At 70.8% G+C, this 23,314-nt stretch carries 16 protein-coding genes, 1 tRNA gene and 1 pseudogene; 4 read left to right on the top strand and 14 right to left on the bottom strand.

Features of this window, described 5'->3' with window-relative positions; genetic code table 11:
* Positions 1–56 precede the first annotated feature (56 nt).
* The 7 genes from AB0M95_RS24580 to AB0M95_RS24610 all read right to left on the bottom strand — a co-directional run bounded on the left by AB0M95_RS24580 (position 57) and on the right by AB0M95_RS24610 (position 9,169).
* Entirely contained in the window at positions 57–1,004 is a 948-nt protein-coding gene (locus tag AB0M95_RS24580; RefSeq protein WP_363768814.1) for a hypothetical protein, read from the bottom strand.
* A gap of 263 nt (positions 1,005–1,267) precedes the next feature.
* Positions 1,268–3,937, bottom strand: a complete 2,670-nt coding sequence (gene alaS / locus AB0M95_RS24585) for an alanine--tRNA ligase (protein ID WP_363768817.1) — start codon at positions 3,935–3,937, stop codon at positions 1,268–1,270.
* Positions 3,938–4,191: 254 nt separating this feature from the next.
* Entirely contained in the window at positions 4,192–5,367 is a 1,176-nt protein-coding gene (locus AB0M95_RS24590) for a zinc-dependent alcohol dehydrogenase (RefSeq protein ID WP_363768820.1), read from the bottom strand.
* A gap of 10 nt (positions 5,368–5,377) precedes the next feature.
* Positions 5,378–6,298 (bottom strand): SRPBCC family protein, encoded by a 921-nt coding sequence (locus AB0M95_RS24595; protein ID WP_363768823.1) that lies wholly within the window; start codon positions 6,296–6,298, stop codon positions 5,378–5,380.
* Positions 6,299–6,550: 252 nt separating this feature from the next.
* Positions 6,551–6,624 (bottom strand) — tRNA-Lys (locus AB0M95_RS24600).
* Between the two features lie 494 nt (positions 6,625–7,118).
* Positions 7,119–8,216, bottom strand: a complete 1,098-nt coding sequence (gene pdhA, locus AB0M95_RS24605) for a pyruvate dehydrogenase (acetyl-transferring) E1 component subunit alpha (protein ID WP_363768826.1) — start codon at positions 8,214–8,216, stop codon at positions 7,119–7,121.
* Positions 8,217–8,404: 188 nt separating this feature from the next.
* The gene (locus AB0M95_RS24610) at positions 8,405–9,169 is read right to left on the bottom strand and encodes a nuclease-related domain-containing protein (RefSeq protein ID WP_363768829.1); all 765 of its coding nucleotides are present in this window, start codon (positions 9,167–9,169) and stop codon (positions 8,405–8,407) included.
* 227 nt (positions 9,170–9,396) lie between these two features.
* Between AB0M95_RS24610 and AB0M95_RS24615 the strand changes: the two genes are divergently transcribed.
* Positions 9,397–10,029 (top strand): TetR/AcrR family transcriptional regulator, encoded by a 633-nt coding sequence (locus AB0M95_RS24615; protein ID WP_363768832.1) that lies wholly within the window; start codon positions 9,397–9,399, stop codon positions 10,027–10,029.
* A gap of 52 nt (positions 10,030–10,081) precedes the next feature.
* On the opposite strand, the gene AB0M95_RS24620 is transcribed toward AB0M95_RS24615, so the two are convergent.
* The 4 genes from AB0M95_RS24620 to AB0M95_RS24635 form a co-directional block, all read right to left on the bottom strand.
* Positions 10,082–11,281, bottom strand: coding sequence for an acyl-CoA dehydrogenase family protein (locus AB0M95_RS24620; RefSeq protein WP_363768835.1), 1,200 nt, complete (start codon positions 11,279–11,281; stop codon positions 10,082–10,084).
* Positions 11,278–12,456: an acyl-CoA dehydrogenase family protein gene (locus tag AB0M95_RS24625; protein WP_363768838.1), complete on the bottom strand. Its 1,179-nt coding sequence runs from the start codon at positions 12,454–12,456 to the stop codon at positions 11,278–11,280. Before AB0M95_RS24625 ends, AB0M95_RS24620 begins: the two co-directional genes overlap by 4 nt.
* Positions 12,457–12,547: 91 nt before the next feature.
* Positions 12,548–13,759, bottom strand: coding sequence for an acyl-CoA dehydrogenase family protein (locus AB0M95_RS24630; protein WP_363768841.1), 1,212 nt, complete (start codon positions 13,757–13,759; stop codon positions 12,548–12,550).
* Positions 13,759–14,754, bottom strand: coding sequence for a phosphotransferase family protein (locus AB0M95_RS24635; RefSeq protein WP_363768844.1), 996 nt, complete (start codon positions 14,752–14,754; stop codon positions 13,759–13,761). Before AB0M95_RS24635 ends, AB0M95_RS24630 begins: the two co-directional genes overlap by 1 nt.
* A gap of 324 nt (positions 14,755–15,078) precedes the next feature.
* Here AB0M95_RS24635 and AB0M95_RS24640 point away from each other — a divergent pair.
* A pseudogene (locus tag AB0M95_RS24640) lies at positions 15,079–15,417 on the top strand (FAD-dependent monooxygenase); the annotation flags it as partial.
* On the opposite strand, the gene AB0M95_RS24645 reads toward AB0M95_RS24640, so the two are convergent.
* On the bottom strand, positions 15,392–16,264 hold the full coding sequence (locus tag AB0M95_RS24645; protein WP_363768873.1) for a DMT family transporter: 873 nt from the start codon (positions 16,262–16,264) through the stop codon (positions 15,392–15,394). The pseudogene AB0M95_RS24640 and the gene AB0M95_RS24645 sit on opposite strands and share 26 nt — an antisense overlap.
* A gap of 388 nt (positions 16,265–16,652) precedes the next feature.
* Here AB0M95_RS24645 and AB0M95_RS24650 point away from each other — a divergent pair, with 388 nt between their 5' ends.
* Entirely contained in the window at positions 16,653–18,722 is a 2,070-nt protein-coding gene (locus tag AB0M95_RS24650; protein WP_363768847.1) for a heavy metal translocating P-type ATPase, read from the top strand.
* A gap of 104 nt (positions 18,723–18,826) precedes the next feature.
* On the opposite strand, the gene AB0M95_RS24655 is transcribed toward AB0M95_RS24650, so the two are convergent.
* Together AB0M95_RS24655 and AB0M95_RS24660 are read right to left on the bottom strand one after the other, a co-directional pair.
* Complete coding sequence (locus AB0M95_RS24655; protein WP_363768850.1) at positions 18,827–19,186, bottom strand: VOC family protein; 360 nt, start codon at positions 19,184–19,186, stop codon at positions 18,827–18,829.
* 56 nt (positions 19,187–19,242) lie between these two features.
* Entirely contained in the window at positions 19,243–20,136 is an 894-nt protein-coding gene (locus AB0M95_RS24660; protein WP_363768853.1) for a DUF4231 domain-containing protein, read from the bottom strand.
* 704 nt (positions 20,137–20,840) lie between these two features.
* Between AB0M95_RS24660 and AB0M95_RS24665 the strand changes: the two genes are divergently transcribed.
* Entirely contained in the window at positions 20,841–23,204 is a 2,364-nt protein-coding gene (locus AB0M95_RS24665; protein WP_363768856.1) for an FxsB family cyclophane-forming radical SAM/SPASM peptide maturase, read from the top strand.
* Positions 23,205–23,314 lie beyond the last annotated feature (110 nt).

Here is a 23,314-nt window from a genome sequence, read left to right on the forward strand (position 1 = left end):
CGTCCGTGTGGGGGGGGGGCGGCCGTGGCGACGACCGCCCCTCTCTCTATGACGGTTCAGCTGGTCTTGACGTTGCCTCCGAGGTTCTCGCCGACGCGGGTCTGCGGCGTGTAGGCGCTCCTGGTGATTCCGTCGTTGTCGAGCTCCACCAGGCCGCTGTGGATGCCCTTGGCGACGTTCCCCAGGTACCACGGCCCGCCGCTGTCGCCGCTGACGGTGATGTTCTCCTCCGTGACGGCCTGTCCGCACCAGTACAGGCTGCCCTGGCGGCAGACCGCGAGACGGTAGATGGTGCCGCAGAGCTGGTAGTTCTTGCCCTTGCCGAAGTTGCAGATGGGGTCGTCGTTCATGGCGTTGGACGCCGAGTCGACGTTTCTCTCCTCGCTGAAGTCCGCCTGGAACTTCGTGCTCGTGGTGTTCCCGGCGATGGTGCTGTGCCACTGCAGGTCGATGTTGGCGCCGGAAGAGGTGGTGCTGGCGGCGTTGCGGTAGGCGATCACGCCGCTGGCGCCCTCGTAGCCCATGTAATTCGGGCAGTGCATCGCGGTCGCGACACCGTTGAGGCCGCCCACCGTGATGGTGAACCCGGAGGTGCAGGCGTTCGCGCTGCTGTCGGTCAGCCAGTGGCCGCCCTTGATCGTTGCCTGGTCCTGGGATCGGATCTCGGGGACCTCGGTGAAGCGCACGGGCACCGAGGCGACGGTCCTGCCGGTCGAGGCGGCTGCCTTCAGGGCGGTTCCGAGGAGGGAGGCCGGGTCGACTTCCTTGTCCGGCGCGACGCTGTAGGTGAACCGGATCTCATCGGTCGCGGGGTCGACCTCCGAGATCGCGTTGCCGACCCCGTCGGCGGCGACCACGGCCATGTACATGGACTCCTGGACCTGCAGCAGGTCCTTCCAGGCCAGCGGCGCACCGGTCTGCACCTCGACGGTGTACGGCAGGCCACAGCGGAGCGGCGAGCAGATGGCCCAGACAGCGGGGCGGACGCCGCCGCCGCTCGGCACGCAGATCTTTGGGAGAGCGGACCCGCACGGCGGGCCCGTTCATCGCGCCGCGCGGACGCCTCCCGCGGCGAGGACACGAAGACACATCACGAAAGGCGCTTTCAGCGGCGCGCCCCGGCCATCGACGGATCGTCTGTGAATCCACAGCATATGGCCGGGACGCGTGCCGTGTCAGGCCCCGCCGCGGTGACGCCGTCCCACCGGTCAGGCCATCCCTCGGCCAGACCAGCTCGCCGGTGGGACTCGTTCGCCCGATGAGGCCGTCAGGCGGTCTCGGCGATCAGGCGTTCGACGGCGGCCATGGCCTCGCCGACCGCCTCGGGGTTCTGGCCGCCGCCCTGGGCGATGTCCGGCTTACCGCCACCGCCGCCGCCGAGCGTCTTCGCCGCCGTCCGGACCAGGTCGCCCGCCTTGAGACCGCGCTCGCGGGCGGCCTCGTTGGTGGCGACCACCGTCAGCGGACGGCCGTTCGCCGTGGAGAACAGCGCCACGACGGCCGGTCGGCCCCCGAGGATGCGGTCGCGCACGTCCAGGACGAGCCTGCGCAGGTCGTCGGCGTCCGTGCCGTCCGGCGCGCGGCCGACGACGACCGCGACGCCCTTGACGTCCGCGGCGCCCGCGGCCAGCCCTGCGGCCGCCTGCAGGACCTTCTCGGCGCGGTACTTCTCGATCTCCTTCTCGGCGTCCCTGAGCCTGCCGAGCATGGTGGAGACGCGCTCGGGGAGCTCCTCCGAGCGGCCCTTGACCAGCTCCTGGAGCTGGGCGACCACGGTGTGTTCGCGGGCCAGGAAGTTGTAGGCGTCCAGGCCGACCAGCGCCTCGACGCGCCGCACGCCGGAGCCGATCGAGGACTCGCCGAGCAGCTTCACCAGGCCGAGCTGGGCCGTGTTGCGGACGTGCGTGCCGCCGCACAGCTCCTTGGAGAAGTCGCCGATGGTCACGACGCGCACGCGCTCGCCGTATTTCTCGCCGAACTCCGCGATGGCGCCCTGCCGCTTGGCCTCGTCGATGCTCATGACCTCGGCCTCGACGTCGAGCTCGCGGGCGAGAACCTCGTTGATCTTCTGCTCGACGTCGGCGAGCACCGTGCCGGGCACGGCGGACGGGGAACCGAAGTCGAAGCGGAAGCGGCCCGGCGAGTTCTCCGACCCCGCCTGCGACGCCGTCGGCCCGAGCGCGTCGCGCAGGGCCTGGTGCGTGAGGTGGGTCGCGCTGTGGGCGCGGGCGATCGCGCGGCGGCGGCCGACGTCGATGGCCGCGAAGGCGGACGCGCCGAGCGTCACCTCGCCGACCTGCACGACCCCCTTGTGCACGCTGACGCCCGGAACCGGCTGCTGGACGTCGCGGACCTCGATGACGGCGCCGGAGTCCAGCTTGATGCGCCCCTGGTCGGCGAGCTGGCCGCCGCCCTCGGCGTAGAACGGGGTGCGGTCGAGGACGACCTCGACTGTGTCCCCCTCGACCGCGGCGGGCGACGGCACGCCGTCCACGAGCAGGCCGACGATGGTCGACTCGCCCTCGGTCGCGATGTACCCGGTGAACTCGGTGAAGCCGGAGGCGTCGGCCACCTCGCGGTAGGCGGACAGGTCGGCGTGACCGGTCTTCTTCGCCCGCGCGTCGGCCTTCGCGCGCTCGCGCTGCTCCTTCATCAGGCGGCGGAAGCCGTCCTCGTCCACGGACAGGCCCTGCTCGGCGGCCATCTCCAGGGTGAGGTCGATCGGGAAGCCCCAGGTGTCGTGGAGCTGGAACGCCTTGTCGCCGGCGAGCACGCCGCCACCGGACGCCTTGGTCTCGGTGACGGCGGTGTCGAGGATCGCGGTGCCGGACTTGAGCGTCTTGAGGAAGGCGGCCTCCTCGGCGAGCGCGACCGCCTCGATGCGCTTGCGGTCGGCCACGAGCTCGGGGTACTGCTCGCCCATCGACCTGATGACCGTGTCCACCAGGTCCAGGACGACCGGTCCCGTGGCGCCGAGCAGCCGCATGTTGCGGATCGCGCGGCGCATGATGCGGCGCAGCACGTACCCGCGGCCCTCGTTACCGGGGACGACGCCGTCGCCGACGAGCATGACGGACGTGCGCATGTGGTCGCTGACGACGCGCAGCGAGACGTCGGAGGCCTGCGCGGCGCCGTAGCGGACGCCGGTGAGCTCGGTGGCGCGGTCGATGACGACCCGGGAGGTGTCGATCTCGTACATGTTGTGCACGCCCTGCAGGATCATCGCGAGGCGTTCGAGGCCGAGCCCGGTGTCGATGTTCTTGGACGGCAGCTCGCCGAGGATCGGGTAGTCCTCCTTGCCCTCGCCCGGCCCGCGCTCGTACTGCATGAAGACGAGGTTCCAGATCTCGACGTACCGCTCGTCGTTGACGGCCGGGCCGCCCTCGGGGCCGAACTCGGGGCCGCGGTCGTAGTTGATCTCCGAGCAGGGCCCGCAGGGGCCGGGGACGCCCATGGACCAGAAGTTGGGGCCCATGCCCAGACGCTGGATACGCTCGGCCGGGATGCCGATCTTCTCGCGCCAGATGCGCTCGGCCTCGTCGTCGTCGAGGTAGACGGTGATCCAGATGCGGTCCGGGTCCAGGCCGTAGCCGCCGTCCGCCACGGAGTTCGTGAGCAGCTCCCAGGCGTACTGGATGGCGCCTTCCTTGAAGTAGTCGCCGAAGGAGAAGTTTCCGCACATCTGGAAGAAGGTGCCGTGCCGGGTGGTCTTGCCGACCTCTTCGATGTCCGGCGTACGCACGCACTTCTGCACGCTGACGAGCCGGGGATGCGGCGCCTTGACCTCGCCGAGGAAGTACGGCTTGAACGGGACCATGCCCGCGGGCACCAGCAGCAGCGTGGGGTCGTCGGCGATCAGTGATGCCGACGGCACCACGGCGTGCCCGCGCTCCTCGAAGAATCGCAGCCAACGCCGCCGAATCTCGACCGACTCCATCAGGGGTCCCTCCCCAGCGCGACACGCTCCCCGCCGGACGGGCGGGGCTCTCAGAAAAGGGGCGGAAGATCCGGCCCCGCTCCTAAGACTAGAGTCGCCGCGGAGCCTCGCGAACCGAGTAAGCGCGCCGCCCGGCGCGGAGGAGCGCGTTCCTCCGCGCCGGGCGGCGCTACGACGAGGAGACCTCCGGGAACGCGACGCCGTGAGCGAGGTCATGGACAGCGGCCGATGAACTGCGCGGCCTCGTGCGGCGCCTACGCCCAGGGGCGCAGGAGGACCTTGTTGCAGTGGTTCTCCTTGTTCTTGAACATCTCGTACCCACGCGGAGCCTCATCCAGAGGCAGGTGATGGCTGATGACGAAGCTGGGGTCGATGGCGCCCTCACGGATCCTGTTGAGCAGAGGATCCAGGTAGCGCTGGACGTGGCACTGGCCCGTCTTCATCGTGAGCGACCGGTTCATGAAGGAGCCCATCGGGAACTTGTCCACCAGGCCGCCGTAGACGCCGCTGACCGAGACGATCCCGCCGTTGCGGCAGGCGAGGATGGCCTCGCGCAGCGCGTACGGCCGACCGGTCTCCATGCGGGTCGCCTGCTTGGCGCGGTCGTAGGCCTGGACGGCCCGAACGGGATAGTGGGCCTCCATGCCCACGGCGTCGATGCACGCGTCGGGGCCACGCCCGGCCGTCATGTCGCGGAGCGCGTCCAGGACGTCGACCTCCTCGTAGTTGAGCGTCTCGGCGCCCGCCCGCGCGGCGATCTCCAGCCGGTACGGGAAGCGGTCGATGCAGATGACCCGCTCGGCCCCCAACAGGTACGCGCTCGCGACCGTGAACTGGCCCACCGGGCCCGCGCCCCACACGGCGATGACGTCGCCCTGCTTGATGTCGCACATCTCCGCGCCCATCCAGCCGGTGGGGAAGATGTCGGACAGGAACAGCACCTGCTCGTCCGGAAGGTCGTCCTCGACCTTGATCGGCCCGAAGTCGGCGAACGGCACGCGCGCGTACTGCGCCTGGCCGCCCGGGTAGCCGCCCAACATGTGGGAGTAGCCGAAGATGCCCGCGGGAGCGTGTCCCATGAGCTTCTCGGCCATGCCGGCGTTCGGGTTGGAGTTCTCGCACACCGAGTACATGCCGTCCGCGCAGGCCAGGCAGTCACCGCACGCGATCGGGAACGGGACGACGACGCGGTCGCCCACGCGCAGCGTCGTCACCCGCGGGCCGACCTCGACGACCTCGCCCATGAACTCGTGGCCGAGGATGTCGCCCTTCTTCATGGTCGGGATGTACCCGTCGTACAAGTGCAGGTCCGAGCCGCAGATCGCGCTGGAGGTGATGCGGACGATGGCGTCCCTGGGGTTGAGGATCCGGGGATCCGGCACCTCCCGGACCTCGACGGTGTTACGGCCCATCCAGCAGTTCGCCTTCATGGGATCCTCCTCATCTCACCGGCTGGGCCAGGCGCTGGAAGAGCTGCCGCTGCGCGCGGGTGCCCTCCGGGCTGCCCTCGGATCGGGTGACCTCGCCGGTCTCGATGACCTGCTTGAACCGGCGCAGGTCGTCGCGCACCTGCTGCTCGGGGTGCTCCCCCAGCAGCCGCGCGAACGCGAGGCCGAGCCTGCCCGCCCGCGCCTCGTAGTCGATCCGCACGCGGACCTCCGTGCCGCGCCCGCCGGGGGCGTCGGTGAAGCGCACCCAGCCGCTGTTGCGCACGGTCGCGCCCTCGATCGACCTCCAGGCGATGAGCTGGTCCTCGCGGTCCTCGATGATCTCCGCGTCCCATTCGATGACCTTGTGCGCCGGGCCGCGGACCTGCCAGTGCGAGTACCCGCCGCCGATGGACTCCACCGACTCCAGGTGGATCATGAACCGGGGCAGGTTCTCCAGCGTGCGCCAGAACTCGTAGGCCTCCCGGCGCGGGCGGTTGACCGTGACGGCCGCGCGCAGGTTCGTGGTGGCTTCGGGGCCCGCGCCCGGCTTCGACCGGTTCGCACGCATCGCGGTGTAGAAGTCTGCCAGCGCGATACCCGCCACCGCCACCGTGGCCGCCGCGGCCCGGCGGCGCCTGTCCCCGTCCCTGTTGGCCACGGCACGGCCCAGCATCGTCAGGTCCATGGCGTCGCCCGCGACGCGGGTCCATGTCATGGGAGCCGGCCTGCGGGTGCCCAGCAGGGCGGCCGCGTGGAGCAGCTCCCGTACTCCGACGAACCGTATGGCCTTGTCCGCCCACGGCGAGTCGTCGATGCCGCTGAGACGGCTGATCGCGCCCGGCGCGGCGAGTTGGACCACGCCCATGCCGAGGCTCGCCCACCCCAGCGTTGTGGCCAGGCGCCCGGGCATGCGGTGATTCTTTTCGCTCATGTGAACCTCACATGGCTGATTACCTCGGATCCGGCCCACCGCCGGCTCACCCCGGAACACGCCCGCCAGGGCGCCCGTCAGGCCCGGCCCACGGCGAACCCTCGTACTAACAAGCCGTACCCCTCTGACAAGGGCTAACACTGATCCCGAAAACCGGGCCCGGATGCCCGCCCCAGCGGCGAACGCGAGACCCGGGACACGCCCGGAAACACCTCTGGGCACCGCCCACGAGGTGGACGGTGCCCAGTAAGGTGCGCCGCCAGGGACTCGAACCCCGGACCCGCTGATTAAGAGTCAGCTGCTCTAACCAACTGAGCTAGCGGCGCTGGAAGCAGGACAAGATTAGCGCACCCTGTGGGCGTCATCGTACGCATCGGGCGGGCTAGGCTGGAACATCGTTCGGGTCGATGACGGGAGTGCCGATGGCGTCGTGATTCGGCTCGCCCGCCGAGGCCAGGGAGCGGCTCGCCGGAGTGGGCTACCTCGCCGGCCGGGGAATGCGCGCGCACGCTGCGCGCGCACGGCAGCGCCGACCTGGACGAGCAGACGACAGCGGGCACGCTCGGGGTGGTGCTCAAGCACGCGTCCGACCCCAGGCCCGCGGGGTGAAGGAACTCGGGCCGGCCGTCGGCTGACGCGGCCTCGACCGTCCGTGAGTTCGATGGTCCCCGCGTTCGCCGATGACCGGGTTCGGGCGTTCCCAGAGGATGTGGCCGGGGTGGGGCTGCTGGAGCGGCACACCGCGTTCGTCCAGGCGTTGCGCGCGGCCGGGATGATTTGTGACGGACCGCCCGGCGAACGTCACCGGCCATGACCGGATTCACCCCGAAGAGTCGCCGAAGCCGTCCAGATAGGCGGCGTACTGGAGGCGTTCCTCCTCGACGAGGCGGTGGTGGTCGACGTAGACGTGGTCGAACATCGCCATCGGGTCAGGGTCGGGCATTTCCAGGCAGCGCTTGCGGACGTCCCTGCCGAGGTCGTCGGCCTCGGCGTCGACCTCGTGGAAGAACTGCTCGTCGGCGAGGTCGTTGGCGATGATGTACGCCCTGACCCGGGCGACGGGGTCGCGCGACTTCCAGGTCTCCAGCTCCTCGCGCAGGCGGTAGCGCGTGGGGTCGTCGGAGGTGGTGTGGGCGCCCATGCGGTAGGTGTACGCCTCGATCAGCATGGGGCCGGCGCCGGAGCGCGCGGCGGCGAGGGCCTTGCGCGTCACGGCGAGGCAGGCGAACACGTCGTTGCCGTCCACCCGGACGCCGGGGAAGCCGAAACCGTCCGCGCGGCGGTGCAGCGGGATGCGCGACTGCCGCTCCATCGGCGCGGAGATCGCCCACTGGTTGTTCTGGCAGAAGAACACCACCGGCGCGTTGAACGCCCCGGCCCATACGAAGGCCTCGTTCACGTCGCCCTGCGAGGTGGCGCCGTCCCCGAGGTAGGCGAGGACGGCCGCCTGGTCGCCGTCGCGCTGGATGCCCATCGCGTACCCCACGCCGTGCAGGGTCTGGCTGCCGATGACGATCGTGTACAGGTGGAAGTTGTGCTCGGCGGGGTCCCAGCCTCCGTGGTTGACGCCGCGGAACATGCCGAGCAGGTCCACCGGGTCGACGCCGCGGCACCACGCCACGCCGTGCTCGCGGTAGGTGGGGAAGGCCATGTCGGCATCGGTGAGGGCCCGTCCCGAACCGATCTGGGCGGCCTCCTGGCCAAGGCAGGAGGCCCAGAGGCCGAGCTGCCCCTGGCGTTGCAGGGCGACCGCCTCCTGGTCGAAGCGGCGGACGAGCGCGAGGTCGCGGTAGAGGGACGTGACCTCCGCCGGGGTGAGGGTCAGCTCGTAGTCCGGGTGGTCGCGCAACGTCCCGTCCGGGGCCAGCAGCTGGACGTACTCGGAATCGGCCTGGGTGCCCGGCCTCGTCGGCTCCATGTGCGTGTGCCTGCCTTTCAGTCATCCGATCCCCGGCGTGTTGCGCCGCGGAACGGGACCGAGCGAGGCACGGCGCGGATAGAAGAACGGCGATCAGGTCGCCGGAGCACAAATATAGCCAGCCTCGGTGAGGGCGCGCTGGAGACACCCCTCGCCGCGCGGGCGGCGCGGCGAGGGTCACACGCGGGTCAGAGCATGCGGCGCAGGATGCGCGCGGCGGTACGGGCCAGGACCTCGACCTGCTCGTCGGTCAGCTCGGCGTGCGCGTCCCCGAGGATCCACTTGGACGCCCTGCGCGGCAGGAACAACGTGAGTCCCTCGGCGCTGACCGCGGGGCCGGTCACGCGGCCTCCGTGGACGACGAGCAGCGGCGAGATCTCGATGGGGATGCCCGTCTCCTTCGACAACAGGTCGGCCATGGAGGCGGCGGCCTCGACGAGCGGCTTGGACACCGTGACCCCGGACCGTTCGCCGAAGAACAGCTTGCCGCCGTACGCAGCGATGTGGGTGTCGGGGGGCCATGCCTCGTTGTCCAGGATCCAGACGCCGCCCGGACCGATGACGAGGTGGTCGATGGACGCCTTGCCCGGCACGGCGCGCCCGTCGAGCACGCGGTATCCGTGCTTGGTCAGCCCGCGGCGCAGGAGCTTGCCGGTGCGGACGGCGCCGCTGCGTTTGCCGCGCCAGACGGCGGTGGCCTCGAACATGCGCCAGGAGATGAAGGCGTCGACGCCCCACACTCCCGCGCCGCCGAGGATGCCGATGAGGAAGGGGACCGGGAAGGACCGGTAGAACGCGAGCGCGGTGATGAGGACGAAACCGGCTCCGGCCATGATGTTACGCCTGCGGCGGCGTTCTGACCTGGTCTCGCGCCAGCGGAGCTCGTACATCACCGATGGCGAGCCCCACTTGAACTTGTCGTCCGGCGGCACGTAGATGGACCCATTAGGCACCTGAAACCCCCACGATTTCGGGCTCAGTCGGATTACGTTTGGTGGATACCCAACCCGGGGCTCCAACCTGTCAAAAGGTTATGTAAGTACGCCACCGGCGACACAGCGGGGACGTACCGAATGTCCGCCAGGAGGCATTACCGGGCACTCGGGGAGACCAACATCACAGCCAACCGACCGACCAGTCGGTACGCTGAGGGGGATCGACATTCAGGGAGGACTGCGAGATGAACGGCTCGGCGGCGGGAGCGCCCCGGGAGAAGGACGAGCCCGTGCGCCGGCGGCTGCTCGGGGCGGCGACGCGGCTGTTCGCCGACAAGGGGTTCGAGGGCACGTCGGTGCAGGAGATCGTGACGGCCGCCGGGGTCACCAAGGGTGCGATGTACCACTATTTCGGTTCCAAGGATGACCTGCTGCGCGAGATCTACGCCCGCGTGCTGCGCATGCAGACCGAACGCCTCGACCGGTTCGCGGACGCGCCCGGGCCGGTCGCCACGCGCGTGTACGATGCCGCCGTGGACGTCATCGCGACCACCATCGAGAACCTCGACGACTCCAAGATCTTCTTCAGGTCGATGCACCAGCTCACGCCCGAGACCCAGCAGGCCGTACGAGCCGAGCGCCGCCGCTACCACGAGCGGTTCCGCGACCTCGTGGCCGAGGGGCAGCGCACGAAGGTCTTCCGCGACGACGTGCCCGCCGACCTGGTGGCCGACTTCTTCTTCGGCTCCGTCCACCACCTCGGGCTGTGGTACCACACCGAGGGGCCGCTGTCGGGGGTGGAGATCGGGCGCCACTTCGCCGGGCTGCTGCTCACCTCGCTGCGCCCCGGCGACGGCCCCGGGCCGGCGTCGGGCTGACCCGGGATCCGCGCACCACGTCATGGACCTCGCCTCGGGAGCCGTCATGGGCTCAGGGGCCGGACGGCGCCGGGACGTCGGCCAGGACGGCCAGGGCGTCGCGGTGGTCGCCCGGCGTGCCGAGCGCGATCTCGTCCGCCTTCGCGCGCTTGAGGTAGAGGTGCACGGGATGCTCCCAGGTCATGCCGAGGCCGCCGTGCATCTGCACGCACTCCTCGGCCGCGCGCACCGCGACAGTCCCGCACCACGCCTGCGCGACCGCGACCGCCGTCGCCGCGTCGTCCGCACCGCGCCCGTCCGTACCGGCCCCATCGGTACCGGCCCCATCCGTACCGGCCCCATCCGTACCGGCCCCATCCGTACCGGTCCCGTCGGCACCGGCCTCGCGCCGCATGGCGGCGGCCAGCGCGTCGGCGGCGTTACGGGCGGCGGCGCGCGCCTGCACGATCTGCGTCCACAGGTCGGCGAGCCGGTGCTTCAGCGCCTGGAACGAGCCGATGGGCCGGGCGAACTGGTGCCGCTCCTTGACGTAGGCGACCGTCGTCGACAGGCACCACTCGGCCACCCCGAGCTGCTCGGACGCCAGCAGCCCCGCGCCCAGCTCCAGCGCGGCGCGCAGGGCGGTGAGGTCGGCGGAGAGCGGCGTGGCGGGGACGCCGTCCAGAGTCACGGTGGCGATCGGCCGGGTCAGGTCCAAGGACACGACCGGCTCGACCAGGACATCGGCGGCGGCGACGGCGTACAGCTCCCGTCCCGCGGGGACGAGCAGCACGTCGGCGGTCTCGGCGCCCACCACGGCCGTGACACGTCCGCTCAGCCCGCCCGGCCCGGCCTGCACCGGCCCGGCAGGCACCCGGTACGGGGACGTGGCGAAGGACACCGCGAGCGCGGCGGTGGCGTCACCGGAGGCGAGCGAGGTGAGAAGCTCCTCGGCGGCGTCGGACCGGGCGGCGAGCAGGGCGCGCGTCGCCATGACCGAGCTGGTCAGGAACGGCACGGGCGTGACCGCGCGGCCGAGCTCCTCCAGCACGACCGCGGCCTCCCGCGCGGACGCGCCCGCGCCGCCGTACCGCTCGGGGATCAACAGCCCGGCCGCGCCGATGTCCCGGGCCAGCGACTTCCACAGCGCGGCGTCGTACGGCGAACCGCTCTCAGCCCGGGCGAGCACCGTCGCGGGCGGGTACCTGTCGGCCAGCAGGTCGCGGACGGCGGCCCGCAGCTCCTCCTCGACCTCGGAGTACAGCAAGGTCATCGCGGCAGGTCCTTCCAGGGGACGTTCTTGTCGGCGCGGGGTTCGGCGGGCAGGCCGAGCACGCGCTCGGCGATGATGGTGCGCAGGATCTCGGACGTGCCGCCCTCGATCGAGTTGCCCTTGGCGCGCAGGTAGCGGTAGCCGGGGCCACGGCCGAAGAAGTCGACGGACTCCGAGCGCCGGAACGTCCAGTCGTCGTACGCCAGCCCCTCCTCGCGGCGCATCTCGACGTCGAGGCCGGAGAGCTCCTGGTTGAGCCGGGCGAAGGCGAGCTTCATGCCCGAGCCCTCGGGTCCGGGGGCTCCGGCGGCGAGTTGCTCGCGCAGCCGCGCCCCGGCCAGGCGGGTGACCTCGGCCTCGACCCACAGGCCGAGCAGGCGCTGGTGCAGCGCGTGCGTGCGGACCTCGGGCCGCGCGCGCCAGGTCTCCAGCACCGCGCCCATCATGCCCCCGCCGCGCCGCACGGGCGAGCCGCCGATCGCGACGCGCTCGTTCATCAGCGTGGTCTGCGCGACGCGCCAGCCCTCGCCGACGGCCCCCAGCCTGAGCGTGTCGGGGAGCCGCACGCCGGTGAGGAAGACCTCGTTGAACTCGGCCTCGCCCGTGATCTGGCGCAGCGGCCGTACGTCGACGCCGGGCGCGCGCATGTCGCAGACGAAGTACGTGAGGCCCTGGTGTTTGGGCACGTCCGGGTCGGTGCGGGCCACCAGGATGGCCCAGCGGGCGTGGTGGGCGCCCGATGTCCACACCTTCTGCCCGTCCACCACCCATTCGTCCCCGTCGCGTACCGCGCGGGTGGCCAGGGTGGCGAGGTCGGATCCGGCGCCGGGCTCACTGAAGAGCTGGCACCAGATCTCCTCGCCGGTCCACAGCGGGCGCAGGAAGCGTTTCTTCTGTTCGTCCGTGCCGAAGGCGAGGATCGTCGGCGCGGCCATGCCGAGGCCGATGGCGAGCTTGCCATAGTCCTGCTGCGGCGTGCCGGTGAACTCCCGATCGACGACGGACTGCCACTCGCGGGGCAGGCCGAGGCCGCCCAGCCCTTCGGGGAAGTGCACCCAGGACAGGCCCGCGTCGAAGCGCGCCCCGAGGAACTCCGCCGGGGACAGGACCTCCGGGGCATGGCCGGCGAGGAACGCGCGGGCGCGCTCGGCGAGGCCCGCCTCATCCACTGTCACGAAATATGCCTCCAAATCGCTCGACAACGACCTTCGCGGCCCCGCGGCTTCCCGTACGGCCCCCGCGACAGGCAGCGCGCCCCGGCCCGCCTCACTCGGCGGGCATGTGCTTCTTGAGCTCGCGGTACGCCAGGGACCGCTTGTGCACCTCGTCCGGCCCGTCCGCCAGCCGCAGCGACCGGGCGGCCGCCCACAGGCCCGCCAGCGGGAAGTCCTGGCTCACGCCCCCGGCGCCGTGCACCTGAATGGCCTTGTCGAGGATCCACTCGACCTCGCGCGGGGTGGCGATCTTGATGGCCTGGATCTCGGTGTGCGCGCCCCGGTTGCCCACCGTGTCCATCAGCCAGGCGGTCTTCAGCACCAGCAGGCGCAGCTGCTCCACCTTGACCCGCGACTCGGCGATCCAGTCCTGGACGACGCCCTGGCGGGCCACCGGCGTCCCGAACGTCGTGCGCGACAGGGCACGCGCGCACATCAGCTCGATCGCCCGCTCGGCCATGCCGATCAGCCGCATGCAGTGGTGGATGCGCCCCGGCCCGAGCCGCGCCTGCGCGATGCCGAACCCGCCGCCCTCCTCGCCGATGAGGTTGTCCACCGGGACGCGGACGTCCTCGAACAGCAGCTCGGCGTGCCCGCCGTGGTCGGCGTCGGTGTACCCGAAGACGGTCATGCCCCGCTTCACGGTGAGCCCGGGCGTGTCGCGCGGCACCAGCACCATGCTCTGCTGCCGGTGGGTCGCGCCCTCCTGGGAGGTCTTGCCCATAACGATGAAGACGGCGCAGCGCGGGTTCATCGCCCCGGAGGCGAACCACTTGCGGCCGTTGATCACGTACTCGCCGCCGTCGCGCACGATCGACGTGGAGATGTTCGTGGCGTCGGAGGACGCGACGTCCGGCTCGGTCATCGCGAACGCCGAGCGGATCTCGCCGTTCAGCAGCGGCTCCAGCCACGTCTTGCGCTGCCACTCGCTGCCGAACATCGCGAGCACTTCCATGTTGCCGGTGTCCGGGGCGGCGCAGTTGGTGGCGGCGGGCGCGATGTGGGGGCTGCGGCCCATGATCTCGGCCAGCGGCGCGTACTGGAGGTTCGTCAGGCCCGCGCCGTGCTCGCCGGGCAGGAACAGGTTCCACAGGCCGCGCCGGCGGGCCTCCTGCTTGAGGTCCTCCATCATCGGCGGGCTGCTCCACCCGCTTTCGGCCGCCTGCCGCTCGAACGGCTCCTCCGCCGGGTACACGCACTCGTCCATGAAGGCAGAGAGCCGCTCGCGGAGCTCCTCGGTGGTGGTGTCGAACGCGAAATCCATCAGCTCTCCCGTGACTCCAGCGCGCGCAGCCCGTGGGCCACGAGCGGCGCGACGTGCCCGCCGATCTCCTCGAAGCCCTTCCCGACGGTCAGGCCGCGCGTGTATCGGAAGTGGATGCCCTCGGCGATCACCGCGAGCTTGAAACAGGCCAGGCCGACGTACCAGCCGAGGCGGGACAGGTCGAGGCCGGTGCCGCGCGCGTACGTGCGGGCCAGCTCGCCGGACGGCATGTGCTCGCCCCCGTTCCCGGCCGCCGAACCCTTGCCGATGTCGAGCGCCTCGAAGTCGGCGTAGAGGAGGAAGAGCGCGAGGTCGGTGAGCGGATCGCCGAGCGTGGACATCTCCCAGTCCAGCACGGCGCGCACCCGTCCACCGGCGATGAGCGTGTTGCCCAGCTTGAAGTCGCCGTGGACGATCGCGTGACGTTGCGTGACGGGCATGTCCTCGGCCAGCAGGGCGTACAGGCGGTCGATGTCCGGCAGCTCGCGGCTGCGCGAGGCGTCGAGCTGGCGCTTCCACCGCCGGACCTGGCGCTCCAGGAAGCCGTCCGGCCGCCCGAAGTCGGCCAGCCCGACCTCGGCAGGGTCCACCTCGTGCAGCCGCCCCAGGATGGCCGCCAGCTCCGCCTCGATGGCCGGCGTCACCGGCGGCTGCCCGCCCTCGACGTACTCCATGACGTAGAACGGGGCGCCGATGACCTCGGGGTCGTCGCACAGGTGGTAGGTGCGCGGCACGGGCACGCCGGTGTCGCGCAGCGCGGCCATCACGCGGAACTCGCGGGTCATGTCGTGCGCCGTGGCCAGCACGTGCCCGAGCGGAGGACGCCGGACGACGAAGCGGCGGTCGCCGTCGCGCACGAGGTAGGTCAGGTTCGACCTGCCTCCGTGGATGACCTCGGCCGCGAGCGGTCCCCCGGCCAGGTCGTGCGCGGCGAGGTGGTCCTGGAGGCGGTCGAGGTCCAGGCCCGGCGGGCTCGTCTCGATGTTCGCGGGCATCGCGCTCCTCAGTCGTCCGGATCACCGAAGCGTACCCACCGATTCCCGAAGCGTACCGACCGGACGGTATGTGTGTCGAGGGCGCGCCGCGACAGGGCGGACGCGCTCTCCCAGGACGCGGGCAGGCCGGGCGCGCGCGCCTCAGCCGGCCCGCCGGCCGAGCATGCCGTTCAGGATCTCGCGCATCCCGGCGCGCAGGTCCGCGAACGCGGGCACCCCGCCGGCGCCGGCCACCGCGTCGAAGATCACTCCTTGATCCACGCGGCGCGGGAGGGGGAGATCCTCGAACACGACCTCTACTGCCTGCCCTCGCCGCTGCCCGCGTTCCACTCCGGGCGGGTGGCCCTGCTCGGCGACGCGGCGCACGCCATGACCCCGAACCTCGGGCAGGGCGCGTGCCAGGCGATCGAGGACGCGGTGGTCCTCGCCCACGTCGCGGGCACGGCGTCACCCGTGGACCTCGGGCCCTACACCGCCGCCAGGCTCGCGCGCACGACGAAGATCATGCGAAGGTCGCGGACGATCTGCCGCCTGACCCTCTGGTCGAATCCCCTCGCCGTCCGGGCCAGACAGGCCGCCATGGCGTTCGCCGGGCGCCTCGGCGACGGCAACGCCACGCGTCAGTTCGAGGACGTGTTCACCTGGCGGCCGCCCGCGTCCTGACCGGGACGGCCTCAGCCGGCGACGGCGGGGAGGCGATGTCGGGGCGGAGGCGGCCGAGCGTGATCGTCCCGGCGATGAGGACCGCGGCCGAGACCAGCGCGGGGACGATGCTCCGCGGGTCGGCGGGCAGCGGCTCGCCCAGCAGGATCACGCCCGCCAGCACGGACGTCACGGGGTCGACGACCTGCACCCCGGCGTACGCGACGCTGAAATGGCCGACGGCGTAGGACCGCTGCAACAGGACGATCGCGCACACGAGCAGCGCCGGGATCGCCAGCGTGAACCAGTGGAACAGGTGGGACAGGTTTCCGTCGAACGTCCCGCCGACGACCCGGACGAACGTGGACACCGACGCGGTCACGGCCCCGGCGCCGATCGACGTCAGCAGCGCCTTGGCGGTGCCCCGGGCCCGCCGCGCGCTCAGCTCGCACACCGCCACCACCGCGCCCACGCAGGCCAGGAAGGACAGCGCTCCGGGCGTGGAGAGCTCCGGGCGCGAGTGGCTCTGCGGGATGAGCAGCATGATGCCTAACAGCCCGACGGACACGGCGGCCGACCCGAGCACTTCGGCCCGGTGGGGACGCCTGCCGTGCAGCACCGCCGCCAGCGGGACGGCGAAGACGAGCGTCGTCACGCTGACCGGCTGGATGAGCACCAACGGCGCGAAGCTCAGCGCGAGCGCGTGCAGCGCGGCCCCGAGGAAGCCGATGGCCCCGCCGATCCACCAGCGCCGCCGCCTGACCAGCTTGAACGTGGCACCCCCGTGGGCCGCCTCGTACTGCTGGATCGCCGCGCCCCCGGCGTACCCGAGCGCGCCGACCAGCGCGATCGAGACGCCCAGCCACATCACGGGCGACCGCCTGGGCGGGGTTCCCCGTGGGCAGAGGGAAGCGCGGCTGTGGGCATCGGTGGGAGCACCCTGCCAGCTTAAGGACAAATTGGGTACCTCGTTCCCTAATCCCCAGGACCGCTATGCCGAATCACGTTCGGCGCCATGCCGCCGGGCCGCGCGCCCTGGCGTCCAGATGACGGAACCGGACTTTTTCGCTTTTGGGTGAGTCGTCCCTTAGGTACCCTAGTGGGGTATGCACGAAGGAGCGGCAATGCGAGACGACCACACCGGGCCCCAGGCACACGCCGGAGCCTTGCCCCATCACGCCGACCTCACCGGCGACCCAGGCCGCGCACCGCACGGTCGCCACGACGCCGACGACACCAGACCCCATAGTGGACATATGGGACACAGCGACCACGGCGCCGCCGGTCCACACGGCGGGCATGCCGGCCATACGGGACACGGTGACCATGCCGCCCGGTTCCGGGACCGGCTGTGGATCAGCGTGGCCCTCTCGGTCCCGGTCGTCCTCTACAGCCACATGGTGCAGATGTGGTTCGGGTTCACGCCGCCGTCCTTCCCGGGCTCGCAGACGATGGCGCCCGTCCTCGGCACAGCGGTGTTCTTCTATGGCGGCCGGCCCTTCCTGACGGGCGCCGTGGAGGAGATCCGAAACAGGGCCCCGGGGATGATGCTGCTGATCTCCCTCGCCATCACCGTCGCCTTCGGCGCGAGCGCCGCCACGGCGCTGGGCCTCTTCGGGCTGGACTTCTGGTGGGAACTGGCGCTGCTGATCGACATCATGCTGCTCGGGCACTGGCTGGAGATGCGCGCGCTCGGCCAGGCGTCCAACGCCCTGGACGCCCTCGCGGCGCTGCTCCCCGACGAGGCCGAGCGCGTCGCCGACGGCGGCACGGAATCCGTCCCCGTCAGCGCCCTGCGGCCCGGTGAGATCGTGCTGGTACGTCCGGGTTCACGGGTACCGGCCGACGGGGTGATCCTCGACGGCGAAGCCGAGTTCGACGAGTCGATGCTGACGGGCGAGTCGCGTCCGGTGCCGAAGTCGTCCGGAGACCGCGTCGTCGCCGGGACCGTCGCCCTCGACTCGGCCGTCCGCGTGAAGGTGGACGCGGTCGGCGAGGACACCGCGCTCGCGGGCATCCGCCGCCTGGTCGAGCAGGCGCAGTCCTCGCGGTCCCGGGCACAGGCGCTGGCCGACCGCGCCGCGGCCCTGCTCTTCTACGTCGCGACGGCGGCGGGCGCCCTCACGTTCGCCGCGTGGCTGATCGCCGGCGACCCGGGCGAGGCGGTGGAGCGGACGGTGACCGTCCTGGTGATCGCCTGCCCGCACGCGCTGGGCCTGGCCATCCCCCTCGTGATCGCGATCTCGACGGCGGTGAGCGCCAGGAACGGCATCCTGGTCAAGGACCGCACCGCCCTGGAAGGCATGCGGACCGTCGACGCGGTCCTGTTCGACAAGACGGGCACGCTCACCAGGGGCGAGCCGGAGGTCGGCGGCGTCGTGGCCGTCGACGGCGACGCCGGCACCCTGCTGCGCCTGGCCGGGGCGGCCGAGAGCGAGAGCGAGCACCCCCTGGCCCGCGCCGTCGTCGCCGCGGCCCGCGCCCGCGGCCCCCTGCCCGCCGCCCGGGACTTCCGTTCCCGCACGGGCCGCGGCGTCCAGGCCACCGTGGACGGCCACACCGTCGCCGTCGGCGGCCCGGCCCTCCTGCGCGAACTCGGCCTCGAAGAACTCCACGACCATGCCGGCGAGGCGACCGGCGAACACGCTCACGAGGACGGCCCCGGCGAGCCGGGCGGGCAGAGCGTGGACGCGTGGCGCGAGCGCGGCGCGACCGTGCTGTACGTCGTCGTGGACGGCCGGGTCGCGGGGGCCCTCGCCCTGGAGGACGCCGTCCGGCCCGAGTCCCGCGAGGCCGTGGAGGCGCTGCACCGCGAGGGCAAGCGCGTCATCATGATCACGGGCGACGCCGGGCAGGTGGCGCGGGCCGTCGCCGCCGAACTCGGCGTGGACGAGTACTTCGCCGAGGTCCTGCCCGAGGACAAGGAGGCCAAGGTCGCCGAGCTGCAGTCCCGCGGACCGCGCGTCGCCATGGTCGGCGACGGCGTGAACGACGCCCCCGCGCTGGCCAGGGCGGACGTCGGCATCGCGATCGGCGCCGGTACCGACGTGGCGATCGAGTCGGCGGGGGTCGTCCTCGCCCGGGACGACCCGCGCGCGGTGGTCGCCGTCATCCGCCTGTCCCGCGCGGCGTACCGGAAGATGCTGCAGAACCTCGCCTGGGCCACCGGTTACAACCTGGTCGCGCTCCCCCTCGCGGCCGGCGTCCTCGCCTTCGCGGGCGTCACCCTCTCCCCCGCCGTCGGCGCGATCCTGATGAGCCTGTCCACGATCGTCGTCGCCGTCAACGCCCAGTTCCTCCGCCGGACGAACATCACCACGACCTGACCGGCGCCGTCCCAGCCCACCCCGCGCCCCTGTCCCGCCCCTCTGCGGAAGCGGACGGGGGCGGGACAGGACAGGCGGTGGGTGCCGGGATTTATCCCGCTTTTTCAGGATCGTTCCGGGCACACGCAGAACAGATGGCCCTCGGGGTCGGCGAGGACGATCCAGCCCTGGCCCGGCTGGAACTCGGGCTTGGTGGCGCCGAGCCCGACGTACTCCTGGACGGCCTTGTCCACGTCCGGGACCCGGAAGTCCAGGTGGAACTGCTTCGCCGGCCCCGGCCAGGAGGCGGGCACCCGGCCCTCGACCCGCTGGAACCCGATCGCGTGCGTCCCGTCCCCGATGAACGCGTAGTCGTCGTCGGCGTACTGGCTCTCGTACCCCGTGATCTTCGAATAGAAGTCGGCGAGCACCTTCGGCTCGGCACAGTCGAGCGTGACCGCGATGAACGCTGCTTTCGTCGTCATGCAGGACAGCCTGCCCGCAATACCTGCCAGCCTCCGTCAGGTACGGACACCACATCTCACCCCTCTGTCGCCCGCCCCCGCGACCCCCACCACAGCATGTGCTCGCGGGAGATGGCCTCCTCCGACTCGTCCACGAAATGGGCCCACTCCGTCTCGGTACGCGGCCATTGGACCCGCGAGACGATATCGCCGAGCTCCATGGCGGCGATCGAATACGAGGTGGCGAGCTGCTGGTGTTGCCGCGTCTGGAGCCACGCGATACCTGCTGCGGCCATTGCTCCCACGATTCCCGGCAAATCCAGATTTATTACCTGAACGGCGTTGAGGACGGCCGCGATCAACCCGATGGCCTCCATCACCGCCAGCGCGATCGACCACTGGCCGGCTCGATGATCGTGGTGCCTCGCCTTGCGGCCGTACCAGGACCGCTGGTTGTTGATCCGGCCCGTCAGGTAATGATGCTTGCGCTCCTCCAGCGGCAGCGCCCTCATCTCGCGCATCAAGGCCGTGACCTGGGAAGCTTCCTCCGGCGGAGGCACCAGCGCGAACCCCTTGATCCCGTTGATGATCTCGGAGTATCTGCGCGACAGCAGCAGGTCGACCGCGTCGTCGCCCGCCCCGTGGCCGAACGGCTCGCCTCCGACGAGGTAGCGCCAGGCGAGCGTCTTGGCCGACTCGGCCGCCGCCCGCGCCTCGTACCACTGGCGGTCGGGTCGCATGGTCAGGAGGTACACCTCGCTGACCAGCGCGGACGCGAGGGCGCACGCGGCCACCATGGCCGCCGCGTCCAGGCGCCCGGTGTCGAGGCTGAAAGAACCGAAGATCGCGGCGAGCACCAGGGACACGAGACGTATGCCCGTGGCGGCGAGAAGCCTGCGCTGCCCGACAATCGCCCCTCGATCGGCCGCACGATAGAGCGCCGGGAAATCCGCCTCCGGATCGCTACTCATACCCATTTACTGGAACCGCTGCGACGATTCGTGTCAAGAACGGCGACCAAGCCGATCTTCGCCGATGCAGAAATGCTATCTTCTCCACGTTTTCCGGCGACCGTCGCGGCTCCCAGGCCACTCCGACACCACGATCGCTCGGCGGCCCCATCACTGGAATAAACCCACCGATATCGATGCACGGCACAGAGGGTCTCGTCCGAAGGCATGAGCGGAGCATCCAGTCGAACACCAGTGCCATTTTGCCACCAGGGACATCACGCCCGATTGGTACTAAACCGGCCTATCACCAGAATTCAGCGCACCGATGGACATTAATGGAGAAAAAGGATGAGACCTGACGCTATCCACCCCTATGTACCCGGTAAAGGGCTCGCAACTTAACCGCTACAATCCAATATTGGGGGCTCGCCTTGGGACACTGGGCGGGGATGGTTTGCGAGACTAGTGGTACTCACTGTAATCGGCCGGTTACCGATTGCCCCAGCACGCACTGGGGTTCCGGGCTAATTTGGATGGAACCATGAACAACATATCTGAGGGTGCCGAGTCCGGAATCTCAACAGATCTAGTGGACCTGCGCGATATGCCCCTTTCGCGAGTGGGTTCTCTCGCCGATGCGGGCCTGCTGAAGCGCATCCTTCCCGAGTCCCCGGCCAAGCAGGTGACCGTCGCCGCCTTCCAGTCCTCGATCTAGCATTTCCGTGGCCGGGCCCGCCGTTCCGTTCCGGCAGTTCGTACTCAAGGTCGCCAGCCGATGTGACCTCGCGTGCGACCACTGCTACGTGTACGAACACGCAGACCAAAGCTGGCGAGCCCGTCCGACGGGTATGTCCGACGAGACGATCGCGTGGTCGGCGAGCAGAATCGCCGACCATGCGAAGCGTCACGGCCTGCAGGGTGTCACGGTGGTGCTGCACGGCGGGGAACCCCTCCTGGCCGGTCGTCACCGGCTGGACCGCATCTCGCGTGAGCTGATCGGCGCCCTCGACGGAGTCTGCGAGCTGGACCTCCGCATTCACACCAATGGCGTCCTGCTCGACGAGTCGTTCTGCGACCTCTTCGCCGCGTACGGGGTCAAGATCGGCATCTCCCTCGACGGCGACCGCGCCGCGAACGACCGGCACCGCCTGTACGCCAACGGCCGCAGCAGTTACGACAAGGTCCTGCGCGCCATCGAACTCGTGCGGCGGCGCACTCCCGAGTTGTACGCCGGCCTGCTCTGCACCGTCGACGTCGCCAACGACCCGCTCGCCGTCTACGAGGCGCTCGCCGCGCTGCACCCCCCGCGCGTGGACTTCCTGCTCCCCCATGCCACGTGGGACGCCCCGCCCCCCGGCCCTCCGGGTGCCTACGGCGACTGGCTCGTCCGGATCTTCGACCGATGGCTGGCCGATGGCCGGACGATGAAGGTACGGCTCTTCGAGTCCGCGCTCCGCACCATCGGGTCCGAGACCAGCCTGACCGAATCCCTGGGGCTGGAGCCGAGCGACCTCGTCGTCATCGAGACCGACGGCACCTACGAGCAGGCCGACTCCCTCAAGACCTCCTACGACGGCGCGCCCGCCACGGGCTTCAATGTCAGTGACCATTCGCTGGACACGGTCGGCCTGCATCCGGGCATCCACGGCCGCCAGACCGGTCTCGCCGGACTGTGCGCCGAATGCCGGTCCTGTCCTGTGGTGAGCACCTGCGGCGGCGGCCTCTACGCGCATCGCTACCGCACCGGCACAGGTTTCGCCAACCCGAGCGTCTACTGCGCCGATCTCCTGAAATTGATCACCCACGTACAGAAGGCCGTCACCACCGTGGACCGAACCGCTCACACGCTCCCGGCCGCGGACGTCGCGGCGCTCGCGTCCGGATACGGCGGGGCCGAGGCGATCGCCCATGTGGAAGCCGGTCAGCGAAGTGTGCGGCGCGCCCTGCTGGCCGCGATCGGCAACGCCTCCACATCGGTGGAGGCCTGGCGGCTGCTCACCGAGATCGACCGGGACGCACCGGCGGCGCTCGACACGGTGCTGGGCCATCCGTATGTGCGCGCGTGGGCGGTGAAGTGCCTCAGGGGAACCGCCGATGACGGGCATCTCAGCTCCATCGCGGCGACCGCCGCGCTTCATGCCGGTGTCGAGGCGTCGGTGCGGCTTCCCGTGCGCGACGGTGCGCTCCATCTACCCGGGCTCGGGCTACTGCGGGTCGGCGCCGTCTCCGGCGCGACCGTCGAGACCAGGGAAGGCGGGTTCCGCGTCCACGCCGATGGGCTCGACCATGACGTAAGGCTCGACGAGCCCGGCGGCCCCCGCGAATGGTCACCGGTACGCCGTCTGTCCGTGAACGGCCTCACGGTGGCTCTGGAGGATGTCGATCTCTACCGGGACTGCCATCAGTGGCCCGCCACCCAGAGGCTGAGCGATCAAGAGGTGGAGCGCTGGTCCAGGCTGTTCTCGGACGCCTGGGCGTTGATCACCCGTGATCACTCCCCTTATGCCGCCGGGCTGGCCGCCGGGCTGCGGGCCGTCATGCCCCTCACGCCGGCCGCCGACGGCTCCGAAGTCAGTTCGACCGCACGCGACGCGTTCGGAGCGGTCGCCGTGGCGCTGCCCGCGGACGCCGTGACGCTCGCCCTGCTGCTCATCCACGAATTCCAGCATGTCAAGCTGGGCGCGCTGCTGGACATGATGGACCTGTACGACCAGAACGACACGACGCTGTACTACGCCCCGTGGCGCGACGACCCACGCCCGCTCGAAGGGCTTCTTCAGGGCACGTACGCCCACATCGCGGTCACCGATTTCTGGCGGGTGCGCCGCCTGGCCGACGACGGCCCCGCGGCCGAGCGGGCGAGCGTCCAGTTCGCCCGCTGGCGCGCGCAGACGGCGGAGGCCGTCGAAACCCTCGCCGGCTCGGGGGCGCTCACCGGAGCAGGACAGCGTTTCGTGGCCGCGATGGGGAACTCGATCCGGCCATGGCTGGCAGAGCCCATCCCGGCCTCTGCCGAGGAGGAAGCCCGCCTGGCGGCCGCGCGGCACAGGAGCCGAGCCACTGCCCAGGCGCGCCACGGCGCCTGAACATCTCCGGGCCCGCGCCACGGCGTTTTCCGGTCCGCACCGATTCGCCGATTTCCGGACGACTCCCAAAGGTGACGGGAGTTTTTTTCCTGCTTTTCGTTGCACGACTG

Source organism: Sphaerisporangium sp. NPDC051017 (assembly GCF_040683095.1).
In the GTDB taxonomy this organism is placed as follows: Bacteria; Actinomycetota; Actinomycetes; order Streptosporangiales; family Streptosporangiaceae; genus Sphaerisporangium.